This window comes from Bacteroidota bacterium (genome assembly GCA_017303975.1).
Lineage (GTDB): Bacteria > Bacteroidota > Bacteroidia > JAFLBG01 > JAFLBG01 > JAFLBG01.
The window spans coordinates 1-13,741 of the sequence record JAFLBG010000058.1 but is presented as its reverse complement, the minus strand read 5'-3'; the positions used below and the strand labels follow the sequence as shown (position 1 = coordinate 13,741).

The window sequence follows — 13,741 nt, the reverse complement described above, 5'->3', positions numbered from 1 at the left end:
TTTTAAAGGCACCATATGAGAACTCCTTACGGGTATAATTTTTTTCGGTTTTTGCTTCTTCTGCCTTATGTTCTCCAGAAATCGTAAGCATGTTTTTTTCCATCTCAATCTTAATGTCTTCTTTGGAAAAACCAGGAGCAGAAAGCTCCATTTCAAAAGCTTCCGTTGTTTCTGCCACATTTACTGCAGGCATAAACCCAGCAGAACCTTCGTTCCACAAATCGCTCTTAAAAAAATTATCAAAAAAATCTACCATTGTTGGTGTAGCATACTGACCCACGTGAGGTCTGTTCAATTTAATTAGTGTCATAGTTTTTATTTTTTAGTGTTTGTAAATTAATTTTGTTTCGAAAAAATATTCTCAATTTGCATACCAACCACCATTTTGCGCCAGATTGGCAAAAAAACCAATGGCAATTAGCCAAAATGACGGAAGCAAATGTCAATCAACTAATTTTTTGTCTTGGCATTCATATTGATGTACATATATAAAAAAATTACATATTTGTATAACTAAAAAAATTGATACTATGATGTTCGATCCCATTTTATTAGTGATAACAATTGTATTTGCTGTAATAGGAATGTTTGTGAGCAGCCGATTAAAAAGAAAATTTGAAGAGTTTTCGCAGGAACCTATTTCCTCAGGACTAAGCGGAAAAGAGATAGCAGAAAAAATGTTGCGAGATAATAATATTCACGATGTACAAGTTGTGTCTGTAGAAGGGCAATTAACCGACCATTACAACCCGGCAAACAAAACTGTTAATTTAAGTCATGATGTGTATCATGGTAGAAACATTGCTGCTGCTGCTGTGTCCGCTCACGAATGCGGCCATGCCGTTCAGCATGCAACGGCTTACGCTTGGCTTCAAATGCGTTCTAAATTAGTTCCGGTAGTAAATGTAAGTTCAAAGCTGATGAACTTTGTAATGATTGCCGCAGCTATTTTTGCGTTTGCTTCTAGCTTTTACAACCAAGCGTTGTTACTAATTATTGTATTACAAAGTGCTATTACATTATTTACCGTTATTACATTACCGGTAGAGATTGATGCAAGCCACCGTGCATTAGTTTGGCTAAATGGCGCAAGAATTGCCCGAGGCGAAGAAAACGAAAGAGCAAAAAGTGCATTAACATGGGCAGCAATGACCTATATAGTTGCAGCCTTAGCTTCTATTGCAACACTATTATATTATGTAATGCGTTACACTTCTAGGCGTGATTAGCACTGTCAACTAGCTCTAAAATTTATATCCAATAGAAAAATCTAATGAAGGACGAGCTCCTATACCATTGAAATTATATGTCTGTTGTGAATTATAAAAACCAACCTCTTTCGTTCTGTTAAAATTTAGATTCTTTCCAATTTCTGCACTGAAATATAGTTTTTGGGAAATATCGTATTGCACCCCTAAAAAGGGTTTAATACCTAAAGATGTGTGATTAGTAACATAACTTTGCGTGGCAAAGTGCTCATGATAAAAAACGAAATCTGTTCCTCCATAAACACTAAATTTATTTTTACTAAAAAATGTTTTTTGAACCCCTCCTGAGATTAGGTAGCTCGAACTAGAAAAGTCTTTATTTAACTTCTCAGATTGAACAGAATAACTATCAATCCCTTTTCTTTCATACGCAAATCTTAACGAGTAATTATTAATTCTTTTTTTTACAAACACTCCACCCAAAATAACAGGGGACCTCGAAAAATAAGTTTGATAATTAGATTGAGAAAGCTTAAAGCCAACTTCAATTCCATTTCTTGCCAAAAAAGAAGAGGTGGTATCAGCTGTTCCTGCAACTAAATTTGTTACAACCATACAGCCCAATAGGGCGTTCATACATTTTCTATACATTGTTTTTTGTTTAATAACTAGACGAATGTTACCCTACAAAAGTTACAGGGAATAACTAAACTTGCTTTCGATTACACCTGTACTGTTTTTCCGTTAAAACGTTTTCGACTTCTACGTTTGCGTTTATTTGCGTTTTATTTTTGTTACCGTTTAAAGTAATTTTGAGTAACAATTTAACTTAATCGGTTAAAGAGTTTCGTAGGGGTAAAACGATGGCGCTGCGGTTTGCAGTGTCATCGTTTTTTTCGTATATTGATTGTATGAGAAAAATATTACTACCTATTTTTTTAGTGGCTTGTTTTTATGTATGTAATGCACAAGCTCCTGTAAACGACAATTGCGCTAATGCACTAGTATTACCAATTGGAAATACGTGCCAACTAAATTCGTTTAATACTTCTACCGCAACCCAATCAATGGTGGAATGCGCATCAGGGAGTGATGCAGACGATGATGTGTGGTTTAAATTCACTCCTGCCGACAGCATAGTTCAGCTTACCGTAAATGGAATAGATGCATTTGACCCCGTAATAGAAGTTTTAACAGCTTGCAATGGAATCTCCATGAATTGCATAGACAAAAATGGACAAGGCATCACAGAAATCCTAGTTGATACTTTTATTATTGGACAAACCTATTATGTAAGGATTTATGATTATTCATCCATCAGCACAAACAATACAGATTTTTCTATATGTGCATTTTACCCAAAACCTCCGGTAAATGACGATTGCGCTGCTGCAATTACAGTTGTAGTTGATTCTGTTCCTTGCCAAAATCCTACAAGTGCTACGCTATACTTTGCAACCGCATCTACACCTACCGTTTCATGCAGTGGTACTGCAGAAGATGATGTATGGTTTCAATTTGTAGCAAACGCTTCAAATGTTACCGTTAAGGTAAATGGGAATAGCGGTTTAAATCCTGTAATTGAATTGCACAGCAGCTGCGGAAATTCACTATTAGCATGTTCCGATTCGCTTATTTACCCAATGGAATATATTAACGCGAGCAATCTAACTATAAACAATACGTATTATGTGCGAGTTTTTGATTTCGATTCTGTGAGTACAACCTCTCCGGATTTTGAAATTTGTATATTTAAAACACCTCCACCTCCGGTTAATGACAATTGTAACAATGCTATAACGCTTGTACAAGACTCTGTTTGTACACCTAGCACATTCAACAATTTTGGAGCAACTCACTCTGGCATTGGCAATGAATGCTCCGGTACTGCTGACGATGATATGTGGTTTAAATTTGTAGCTACCACACAATTTGCAGCCGTACATGTAAATCCAAGCAGTGGATACGATCCAATTATTGAATTTTTCAATTCTTGTACAGATACAATTGCAAATAAATGTATTTCAAGTATTCCCGGAGAAGACATTACTTTAACATGGAGCAACTTAATTGTTGGCAACCAATATTATATTCGTGTGTATGACTACGGCAACAATCCTTCTACTACCAATAGTTTTGACATTTGTGTGTATTCCATTCCAACACCTCCATCCAACGATGAATGCAACGGCTCCATACAAATATTTCCTGTAGCAAATAAACAAGCCTGTTTGTTTGGAGATACAGCTACCACTGTTAATGCAACTCCTTCTTTCCCTAACCAACCTGTTTCGTGCGTATTTAGTAACGATAATGATGATGATATTTGGTATTACTTTATTGCACAAGATTCTAGTATTACTGTAAATGCTATTCCTATCTCCGGTGGCACTCATGGAATAGGAATGCTATTGTATGCAGGCTCTTGCAATGGGTTTGAAATGAACGAATGCACCTCCAATGCAGACGGAGATTCACTTACCTTCACAGACCTTACGATTGGCTCTTTCTATTACTTGCGATTATTTACTACGGGGTCAGACACAACGGGAGTATATGCCATTTGTGCCCATTACAATCCAACACTGGGAGTTTCAATAAACGAAAACGAACTAGGTTCAACAGTACAACTGTTTCCTAACCCTGCAAACAATTTACTTCAGGTTACAATAAAAACAAGCAATCAAGAGAAAGCAAAAATAGATATCAGCAATACGTTGGGTCAAATTGTAAAGCAAATTGAGCTTAACACAAAAAACGAAACAACCTCTACCATTGATATTTCAGAGCTTAATAGTGGGATGTATTATTTTACTCTAGAATCTGAAAAACTAAGAAAAACAATGCGCTTTATAAAAAATTAGGAACATTTTTATAAACCAAAAATTACACCTATATTAATAGGACTAAGTTTTTTAGTCTATATATGCCGAGAAAAGGAATAGGTATTGTATTTTTTTTGTTTTTATTAAACCAATTAATAATTTCTCAAATATTGATTGATAACACAATTCGATTCAAACGAATTGGTGTGGAGGATGGACTGTCCCAAAACAATGCAAACTCAATTATTCAAGACTCTAGAGGCTTTATGTGGTTTGCCACACAAGATGGATTAAATTGCTATAACGGTTATAATTTTAAAGTATATAAAAAAGAAATTCGAAACGCTAACTCCATTCCCAACAACAATGTTATTGCACTGCATCAAGGCAGAGATGGAAATATTTGGATAGGAACAATTACCGGCTTAGCAAAATACAACCCAATTCTAGATAGTTTTGAGGTATTTAAAAATGATCCGAATAATTTAAAGTCAATCTCGTCCGATGAGATAAATGTTATCTATCAAGATAAAAACAACGATGTTTATATTGGTACAGATAATGCCGGATTAAATATTTTCAAGCCCGAAACAAAAGAATTTATAAGACTTGGCTATGAAAAATACAACAGTAGAACCCTTAGTAGTAATAATATAAAAGCCATATACGAAGATCCTAACGGTGCCATTTGGATAGGAACCAACAATGGACTATGCTTAATGGATAAATCAACTTACAGAACAGATGAATCTTACAGATTTACTACCTTCAAGAACAACCCGGAGAACCCCAACAGTTTACCTAGCAACAACATTACATCTATTTGCGGTTCAAACGGAATTGTTTGGATTGGAACTTCTGATGGGCTTTGTGCCTACAATCCAAACACAAAAAAATATACAACGTTTAAACACAATAAAGAAGACCCTACTTCTATAGCAGGAAATGCAATAAATAAACTTTTTGAAGATTATAATGGAAATTTATGGATAGGCTTTAGCGAGGCCGCGGGATTAGACATGTTGGATGTTGCATCAAAAAAATTTATACACAACATAAATATTGAAGGAGTAGAAACAAGCTTAAGTGGCAATACCGTTTCAAGCATATTTCAAGACAACAGTAGGAACATTTGGGTTTCTGCAGGAAATAATGGATTAAATGTATTCAACCCGTATTACAATTCTTTTATTACCTACGAACATGTGCTAAAAAGCGAAAACTCACTTGTAGATAATACTGTTTTTAGTATTGCAGAAACTCCTAACAAAAACATTTGGATTGGAACCCTTGGAGGACTTAGTAAGTATGATAAAAGCACAAATACCTTTACACATTATTCGGTAGAAAATAAACTCTTAGGTTCGAATGTAGTACGTTCTGTAATCTATGATTCGCAAAGAAAATGTGTTTGGGCAGGAACTTATGGAGGGCTTTATCAAATCGAAGAGAGCACAGGAAAGATTCTGAAGGAATATAAGCACAATCCTCAAGACCCACAGAGCTTAAGCCACAATGCAATTAGATGCATGTATTTAGACAAAACAGGAGCGCTTTGGATAGGAACATCTGAAGGTGGGGTAAACCTGCTTACTCCTGACAACGGACGCTTCAAAACACACAAGTATGACCCAAATGACGAAACATCAATCAGTAGTAATAGAATTTCTTGTATATACGAAGATGTTAATGGAACCATTTTTGTTGGCACCCTTCGGTCCGGGTTAAATGAATTAAATACAACAACTTTAGATTTTAAACATTTTAAACACAACGACAACGATAGCTCCAGCATTAGCAACGATGTGGTTTATTCTATTTTTGAAGACAACATGGGCAATTTATGGGTCGGAACTACCCTCGGATTAAACTTGTTTAATAAACGAACAGGAAAATTTAAAGCCTACACCGAAAGTGATGGTTTGCCTAATAACACCATTTATAGCATTATGCAAGACAAACAATCTAATTTGTGGTTATCCACTAATTATGGGTTATGTCGTATTAAAACACCGGAAACAATTATTGCCGAATACAAAAAATATGGTAGAAAAATTCCGAGTCTAATCCCCCCTGAAATTAAAAACTATAATGTACAGGACGGTTTACCTACCGTAGAATTTAATATTGGCGCAGCGCATAAAAACGAGAAAGGAATGTTTTATTACGGTTGTATTAAAGGTGTGGTAGGATTCCATCCAGATAGTATAAAGAAAAACGAATTTATTTCTCCGGTATTTATTACCGATTTTAAAGTATTTGGAAAAAGTATTTCAAACGACACATCCATTGCATTCAAAAAGCAAATCGAGCTGATGCATTACGATAATAATATCAGCATAAGCTTTGTTACACTTAACTACATTGCACCGGAAAAAAATTTATATAAATTCAAATTAGAAGGAGTTGACAAAGACTGGAGCCCGATAACAAATAATACATTTGCACCGTACCAAAATCTAGATCCTGGTAAATATGTGTTTAGAGTAAAGGCAAGTAACAACGATGGCGTTTGGAATGAAGAAGGCGCATCTATCGAAATAATAATTCATCCTCCTTGGTATTGGAATAATTGGTCGAGAGTTATTTATGCCGTAATACTTTCTCTGCTAATATTCATATACATAAAATGGCGAGAGAAGGATTTACAACTTCAAAAGAAAATTCTGGAAAAAAAGGTAATGGAACGTACACGGCAATTGAAAAAAGAAAAAGACCGCGTGGAGTTAGCCTATATGGAAATTGACACCAAAAACAAAGAAATTACCGATAGTATTAAATACGCTAAACGATTACAAGAAGCCATTCTAACTCCCGAAGAGCACATCCGACAAGATATTCCGGAATCTTTTGTTTTGTACAAACCAAAAGATATTGTAAGTGGAGATTTTTATTACTACAACAAAACATTAATAAACGATTTAGTTATTATTGCTGCCGTAGATTGTACCGGACATGGAGTGCCGGGAGCATTTATGAGTATAGTAGGGAACAACTTGTTAAATCAAGCAGTAAACGATCATTTAAGAATCAAACCATCTGAAATATTAGACGAGCTGAATAAGAGTTTGAGTGAAACACTAAAACAAACTCTTACCGAAGCATCTGTTAAAGATGGTATGGATATTGCCCTATGCAGTCTGGATTTAAAAAATCAAAAACTTCAATATGCCGGAGCATACAATCCTATTTGGATAGTGAGACCAAACATTGTTGATTCGGATTTGGTAATGAAAGAACGCACCTATCCTATTGGAAGAGATATTTTAGAAATACGAGCCGACAAATTTCCAGTGGGAGCGTTTGTACACAAAGAAACTCAATTGTTTACAAACCATGAGTTACAATTAAAAAAAGGAGATACGTTCTATATTTTCTCCGATGGGTATGCCGATCAATTTGGCGGACCTAAAGGAAAAAAATTCAAGTACAATCAACTGCAAGAACTTATTATTTCTATTCAGCACAAACCAATGGCAGAACAAAAGAAAATTCTAGATACCACTATTGAAAACTGGAGAGGAAACCTAGAACAGCTCGATGATATTTTAGTGATTGGAGTTCGATTTACATAACCCATTTGTATGCTCACAGTATTCGATAAAATTAGTCTTGAAGAAACCAAACGGTTTTCGAAACTATTTATTGACTACATACATCAAGAAAGTAAAATATCCGAATTTTATAAATTCACTCCCACTTTACCTGGATTTAAAGCGGCAATAGACCAACTAAATACAGTTGATTTTGACAGAGAAACTCTTGCAACAGAAATAAAAAAACAATACGCAAAAACAACTTTTACCGAAACGCCCAACATTAATGAATTAGCTACCAAATTACTTTCAAAAAAAACATTTACCGTTTGTACTGGTCATCAGTTGTGTGTATTAGGCGGGCCACTTTATTGGGCGTATAAAATTTGTAGCACGATTAAACTAGCAAAACAATTAGAAGAAGCGTTTCCGGAATACAATTTTATTCCAACCTATTGGCTAGCAAGCGAGGATCATGATTTCGAAGAAATAAATCACCTATCTATTTTTGGACAAAAACTAACTTGGACTCCAACAGATTATATAGAAAACACTATTTCCGGCAGCATAAGCACTTCTTCAATTAGCAATTTCATTGCAGAGTTAAAAGGAAAATTTCAAAATGATAGTTCAACACAAGACATACTTACTACTATTGAATTGTGTTACACACAAAATAAAAATCTAGCCGATGCAACTAGAGCCTTTGCCCACCACATTTTCAAAAACACGTCATTACTTGTTATTGATGGAAACAACAAAGAGTTAAAAAAACTGACCAAGAATTTATTTACACATGAAATAAATTCCTCTGCCAATATACGTTCTGTTACTACTACTGCGCAGCACCTAGAAAGCCTCGGCTATCATGCGCAAGTAAATGCACGAGAAACAAATTTATTTTACATCGAGAATAACATACGCTATCGCATTGATAAAACAGGTGCAAGTGAATACAAAACAAACAATGGCAATAAAACATGGAGCAAAGAAACTATTCTAAAAAACATTGAGGAAACTCCTGAATGCTTTAGTCCAAACGTAATTATTCGCCCCATGTATCAGCAAGTTATATTGCCGAATATAGCCTATGTAGGAGGGCCTGCAGAAATTGCGTATTGGTTAGAGTACAAACAACTATTCGAATCGAATAATGTATTTTATCCTGTTTTAGTGTCGAGAAATAATGCATTAGTATTGGATGCAAAAAGTAAACAAATAATAGATAAACTATCAATAAGTGCTAGTGAGTTATTCGAACAAATAAATAATTTGGTTAAAAAATATGTTTTATCCAAAAACACTGAAACTACTTCTACTAAAAATTATACCGAAGAATTAAAATCTATTTATGATACTTTAAAAGAATCGACACATAAAATTGACCCCACAATCATTGCAAGTATTGATGCCGAATTTCAAAAGTCATTAAATGGGCTAAACAATATAGAAAACAAGATAGCGAAAGCACTTAAAAAGAAAGAAGAAGTAGCAGTGAATCAACTGCAAAAATTAAACGAAAAATCATTTCCGAACAATACGCTTCAAGAAAGAAACGACTCTTTCATTTATTTTTTTGCACAATTCCCTTCGCTTATAAACGATTTACTTTCGCTATTTAATCCACTAGAACCAACCATGTATATTATTACCGAAAAATAAAACACATATGCACCAATCTATCATCATATTCGATTTTGGCTCTCAATATACACAGCTAATAGCAAGGCGTATAAGAGAATTAAACATTTACTGCGAAATACACCCTTTTACACAAATAGAAAAATATATACAATCGCAAAACAAAACTGTAAAAGGCTATATACTTTCAGGCAGCCCATTTTCTGTGAGAGATGAAGCATCACCCAAACCTGATTGGGAAAAGTTAGCAGAAAAAGCTCCTGTTTTAGGAATATGTTACGGAGCACAATTAATTGCACAAACATCGGGAGGAGAAGTATTGCCATCTAAAATAAGAGAGTACGGAAGAGCTAATCTATCTAAGGTAAACTCATCTACTGCTTTATTCAAAGACATAACGGAAAACACACAAGTGTGGATGAGCCATGGAGACACTATTTCCAAAGCTCCATCCAATGCTGTTGTAACCGCAAGTACATCTGACATTCCGGTTGCAGGTTTTGAATTAACTGATAAAAAAGTATTCGGAATACAATTTCACCCGGAAGTATTTCATTCTACACAAGGCTCCACAATTCTTAAAAACTTTGCTGTAAGTGTATGTAAATGCGACCAATCGTGGACAGCATTTTCTTTTATAGAAGAAACAATAACCAAACTTAAACTCAAACTGTCTGACGATCCTGTTATAATGGCTCTTTCCGGTGGCGTAGATTCAACGGTAGCGGCAGTATTATTACAGCGCACTATTGGAAAAAACTTATACTGTATTTTTGTAAACAATGGTTTACTTCGAAAAAATGAATACGCTGAAGTATTAAAAGCGTATGAAAAAATGGGGCTCAACATTAAAGGTGTAGATGCTTCCGAAAAATTTTATTCAGAACTAAAAGATGTAAGCGACCCCGAAACCAAAAGAAAAATAATTGGACGATTGTTTATCGAGGTGTTTGATGAGGAGGCAAAATCGTTAAATAGCAAATTAGAAAACAAAATAAAATGGCTTGGTCAAGGAACTATCTATCCTGATGTTATTGAATCTGTTTCGGTAAAAGGACCTTCTGCTACAATCAAATCACATCATAATGTAGGTGGATTGCCGGCAAAAATGAATCTACAAGTTGTGGAACCACTTAGCGCCTTATTTAAAGATGAAGTGCGTGCCGTAGGAAAAGAATTAGGAATAAGCGATACTATTCTTGGGCGTCATCCTTTTCCGGGCCCGGGTCTTGCGATCAGAATTTTAGGCGACATCACAGAAGAAAAGGTAAGATTAACTCAAGAAGCTGATGCAATATTTATTGAAAACCTAAAAGAAAGTGGTTTGTATAAAAGTGTGTGGCAAGCAGGCTGTATTTTACTTCCTGTAAAATCTGTTGGTGTAATGGGCGATGAAAGAACCTATGAAAATGTGGTTGCTCTAAGAGCGGTAACATCAACCGATGGAATGACAGCAGATTGGTGCCACCTACCGTATGACTTTTTAGCAAAAGTATCTAACGAAATAATAAATAAAACGAAAGGAATAAACAGAGTTGTGTACGACATAAGCTCTAAACCACCTGCTACCATTGAGTGGGAATAGCACATAAATTTTTCGAAAGATGCATTTTTAATTTAAAAAGAATCAAATGGCAAACGCTAAAAATTTCTTTACAAAAGAACAAACCAATAAAATTGTAGAAGCTATTGCAAATGCGGAGCTTGACACATCCGGAGAAATACGAGTGCATCTAGAAGAATATTGTGATGAAAATGTAGTAGCATATAGTATGCGCCTTTTTACATCTCTAAAAATGCACGAAACAGAAAAACGTAATGGAGTGCTTTTTTATTTAGCTGTAAAAGATAAACGATTTGCGATTATTGGCGATGATGGAATAGACAAAGCGGTTCCTCCTGATTTTTGGGAATCAATAAAAAATCACATGTTAGAAAAATTCAAAAAAAATGAATTTACCGAAGGGCTGTGTGAAGGAATTGCCATGGCAGGAGAAAAATTAAAATTGTATTTCCCCTACCATGCCGAAGACAAAAACGAATTAAAAAATGACATATCGTTCAACTAAATTATTCACACTCTAAATTTATAGTTTTGAAAAATATTTTCACATACCTACTCCTACTCCTATCTAGTTTTTTAATTGCACAAAATGACAATCTCCCAGATAAGCCATCTCCACCCACATTGGTTACAAACTTATCCAAACAGTTTCCTGATTTTATAAGTAAAGACCAACAAAATGCGCTGGAACAAAAACTAGTTCGTTTTAGCGATAGCACCTCAAATCAAATTGCCATAATTATTGCTGACGACCTGAATGGATTAGAAGCTTCTGATTATGCCGTTCGCATTGGCGAGAAATGGGGAATTGGAACAGCTAAAAATGATAACGGAATTGTCCTATTAATAAAGCCATCGGAAAACAAAAACGAACGAGATGTATTTATTGCAATAGGAAGAGGTCTCGAAGGTCGAATACCGGACATCACAACAAAACATATTATTGAAAACGAACTTATTCCTAATTTCAAAAATGGAGATTATTACCAAGGATTGGAGGATGCTACAAATGCTTTAATGCTAGCAGCCAAAGAGGAATACAACATTCACCTAAAAAAGAAAAGCAACACGTCACTAAGCACTATTATACTTATCATTATTATTGTAATTATTATTGCATCCATTTCTAACAAATTTAATGGAGGCGCATACTCAATGGGGCGCAGAGGTGGATACTACGGCAATACGTGGGGAGGATTTGGTGGCGGTGGATTTGGAGGAAGTTCAGGCGGTGGCGGTTTTGGAGGATTTGGGGGCGGAAGTTTTGGCGGTGGCGGTGCAGGTGGCAAATGGTAATTTTTTTTGAAATATGCATAAATCAATTTTAAAATGTCTTATTACTCAAAAATAAATCCATCTATAGTACAACAGTTAAAGCAAATAGTAGGTGATGCATTTGTATTAACAGATGAAGATGCGCTAAAAAATTATGGTCATGACGAAACTGAAGATTTAGTATATAAACCAGAAGTGGTTGTAAAGCCAGTCAACGCAAAAGAAATTAGCCAAATACTGCAATTAGCAAACAAAGAAAAAATTCCCGTTACACCTAGAGCCGCAGGTACAGGTTTAAGCGGAGGTGCCTTGCCAATACATGGAGGAATTTTATTGTCGGTTGAGCGTTTAAATAAAATACTAGAAATTGACGAACGCAACTTACAAGCAACTGTAGAACCCGCTGTAATTAATGAAGTATTTCAAAATGCTGTTATTGAAAAAGGGCTGTACTACCCACCCGATCCGGCAAGCAAAGGAAGTTGTTTTTTAGGCGGAAACATTGCAGAAAATTCGGGTGGCCCACGAGCAGTAAAATATGGTGTTACAAAAGATTATGTGTTAAACCTGGAGGTAGTTCTTCCTACCGGAGAAATTATTTGGACAGGAGCGAATACATTAAAAAATTCAACCGGCTACAATCTTACACAACTAATGGTTGGTAGCGAAGGAACATTGGGAATAGTAACAAAAATTGTATTCAAACTAATTCCCTACCCTACCAAAAATTTAGTGTTACTTGTTCCATTTTTCTCTGCAGAAAAGGCATGCGAAGCTGTATCGGCTGTTTTTAGAGCGGGAATTACTCCAAGTGCCATGGAGTTTATGGAACGTGATGCTATTGATTGGACATTAAAATATGTAGATGGAATTTCATTACAAATAAAACAAGAAACTCAAGCGCATTTATTAATAGAAGTAGATGGGAATGATTTAGATGTTTTATTTAAAGACTGTGAAAAAATAACGGAAGTGGTGAGCCGATTTGAGTGCGATGAAATTTTGTTTGCTGAAACTTTCGAGCAAAAAAATATGATTTGGAAATTGCGAAGAAGCGTTGCAGAAGCCGTAAAATCTAACTCTACTTACAAAGAAGAAGATACCGTAGTGCCACGAGCCGAGTTGCCCAAATTATTAAAAGGTGTTAAAGAAATTGGCGCTAAATATGGCTTCCAATCTGTGTGCTACGGACATGCGGGAGACGGCAACCTTCACGTAAATATTATTAAAGGAGAGCTAGATGATAATACCTGGAATAATGAACTATCCAAAGGGATAAAAGAAATTTTTGAACTAACCGTAAGTTTAGGAGGAACAATATCAGGCGAACACGGTATAGGGCTCGTCCAAAAGCCTTACATAGCAATTGCATTGAGTGAAAAAGCAATAGAACTACAAAAATCTATCAAAAAAATTTTCGACCCAAATACAATATTAAATCCCGGTAAAATTTTTATTTGAGCACCTGTACGTAGCCTTTACTTTCAACAGGTTCTTTATCGGGATAGCAAGTATTGGTAAAGGTTGCATGAAAATAATATGTACCGGCACCTGAATCGTTGCAATCCCATTCCTTTTTATAATCTTCCGATTCAAAAACAAGCTTACCCCATCTATTATATATTTTTATTGAAAATTTGTCCGTGTACATAAATCTATCCGTTTCCATTTTATCATTCATCTTATCTGCAT

General features: G+C 35.3%; 11 protein-coding genes. 8 read left to right on the top strand and 3 right to left on the bottom strand.

Annotation, left to right across the window (positions count from 1 at the left end; genetic code table 11):
* Nucleotides 1–310, bottom strand: a 310-nt coding sequence (locus tag J0M08_14010; GenBank protein ID MBN8704173.1) for an Hsp20/alpha crystallin family protein, incomplete at its 3' end; no start/stop codon positions are given.
* Between the two features lie 235 nt (nt 311–545).
* Here J0M08_14010 and J0M08_14005 point away from each other — a divergent pair.
* Complete coding sequence (locus tag J0M08_14005) at nt 546–1,229, top strand: zinc metallopeptidase (protein MBN8704172.1); 684 nt, start codon at nt 546–548, stop codon at nt 1,227–1,229.
* Nucleotides 1,230–1,244: 15 nt separating this feature from the next.
* Here the strand turns inward: J0M08_14005 and J0M08_14000 are convergent, their stop codons facing one another.
* The gene (locus J0M08_14000; protein ID MBN8704171.1) at nt 1,245–1,859 is read right to left on the bottom strand and encodes a hypothetical protein; all 615 of its coding nucleotides are present in this window, start codon (nt 1,857–1,859) and stop codon (nt 1,245–1,247) included.
* A gap of 260 nt (nt 1,860–2,119) precedes the next feature.
* On the opposite strand from J0M08_14000, the gene J0M08_13995 reads away from it, so the two are divergent.
* The 7 genes from J0M08_13995 to J0M08_13965 all read left to right on the top strand — a co-directional run bounded on the left by J0M08_13995 (nt 2,120) and on the right by J0M08_13965 (nt 13,510).
* A complete protein-coding gene (locus J0M08_13995) occupies nt 2,120–4,072 on the top strand; it encodes a T9SS type A sorting domain-containing protein (protein MBN8704170.1) in 1,953 nt (650 codons plus the stop codon).
* 62 nt (nt 4,073–4,134) lie between these two features.
* Nucleotides 4,135–7,608, top strand: a complete 3,474-nt coding sequence (locus tag J0M08_13990) for a SpoIIE family protein phosphatase (GenBank protein MBN8704169.1) — start codon at nt 4,135–4,137, stop codon at nt 7,606–7,608.
* A gap of 9 nt (nt 7,609–7,617) precedes the next feature.
* Entirely contained in the window at nt 7,618–9,231 is a 1,614-nt protein-coding gene (gene bshC, locus J0M08_13985) for a bacillithiol biosynthesis cysteine-adding enzyme BshC (protein ID MBN8704168.1), read from the top strand.
* A gap of 7 nt (nt 9,232–9,238) precedes the next feature.
* Complete coding sequence (gene guaA / locus J0M08_13980) at nt 9,239–10,795, top strand: glutamine-hydrolyzing GMP synthase (protein MBN8704167.1); 1,557 nt, start codon at nt 9,239–9,241, stop codon at nt 10,793–10,795.
* 46 nt (nt 10,796–10,841) lie between these two features.
* Nucleotides 10,842–11,279, top strand: a complete 438-nt coding sequence (locus tag J0M08_13975) for a TPM domain-containing protein (protein ID MBN8704166.1) — start codon at nt 10,842–10,844, stop codon at nt 11,277–11,279.
* Between the two features lie 26 nt (nt 11,280–11,305).
* Complete coding sequence (locus J0M08_13970) at nt 11,306–12,070, top strand: TPM domain-containing protein (protein MBN8704165.1); 765 nt, start codon at nt 11,306–11,308, stop codon at nt 12,068–12,070.
* A 33-nt stretch (nt 12,071–12,103) separates the two neighbouring features.
* Nucleotides 12,104–13,510, top strand: coding sequence for an FAD-binding protein (locus J0M08_13965; protein ID MBN8704164.1), 1,407 nt, complete (start codon nt 12,104–12,106; stop codon nt 13,508–13,510).
* Here J0M08_13965 and J0M08_13960 read toward each other — a convergent pair.
* Nucleotides 13,503–13,741: gliding motility-associated C-terminal domain-containing protein (locus J0M08_13960; protein ID MBN8704163.1), on the bottom strand; the 239-nt coding region annotated here is incomplete at its 5' end. The two genes, J0M08_13965 and J0M08_13960, sit on opposite strands and share 8 nt — an antisense overlap.

Excerpts from the sequence above, each read along its gene's own strand:
- J0M08_14000 (MBN8704171.1), bottom strand. The coding sequence starts at position 1,859 with ATGTATAGAAAATGTATGAACGCCCTATTGGGCTGTATGGTTGTAACA.
- J0M08_13995 (MBN8704170.1), top strand. The coding sequence starts at position 2,120 with ATGAGAAAAATATTACTACCTATTTTTTTAGTGGCTTGTTTTTATGTA.
- J0M08_13990 (MBN8704169.1), top strand. The coding sequence starts at position 4,135 with ATGCCGAGAAAAGGAATAGGTATTGTATTTTTTTTGTTTTTATTAAAC.
- bshC (MBN8704168.1), top strand. The coding sequence starts at position 7,618 with ATGCTCACAGTATTCGATAAAATTAGTCTTGAAGAAACCAAACGGTTT.
- guaA (MBN8704167.1), top strand. The coding sequence starts at position 9,239 with ATGCACCAATCTATCATCATATTCGATTTTGGCTCTCAATATACACAG.
- J0M08_13975 (MBN8704166.1), top strand. The coding sequence starts at position 10,842 with ATGGCAAACGCTAAAAATTTCTTTACAAAAGAACAAACCAATAAAATT.
- J0M08_13965 (MBN8704164.1), top strand. The coding sequence starts at position 12,104 with ATGTCTTATTACTCAAAAATAAATCCATCTATAGTACAACAGTTAAAG.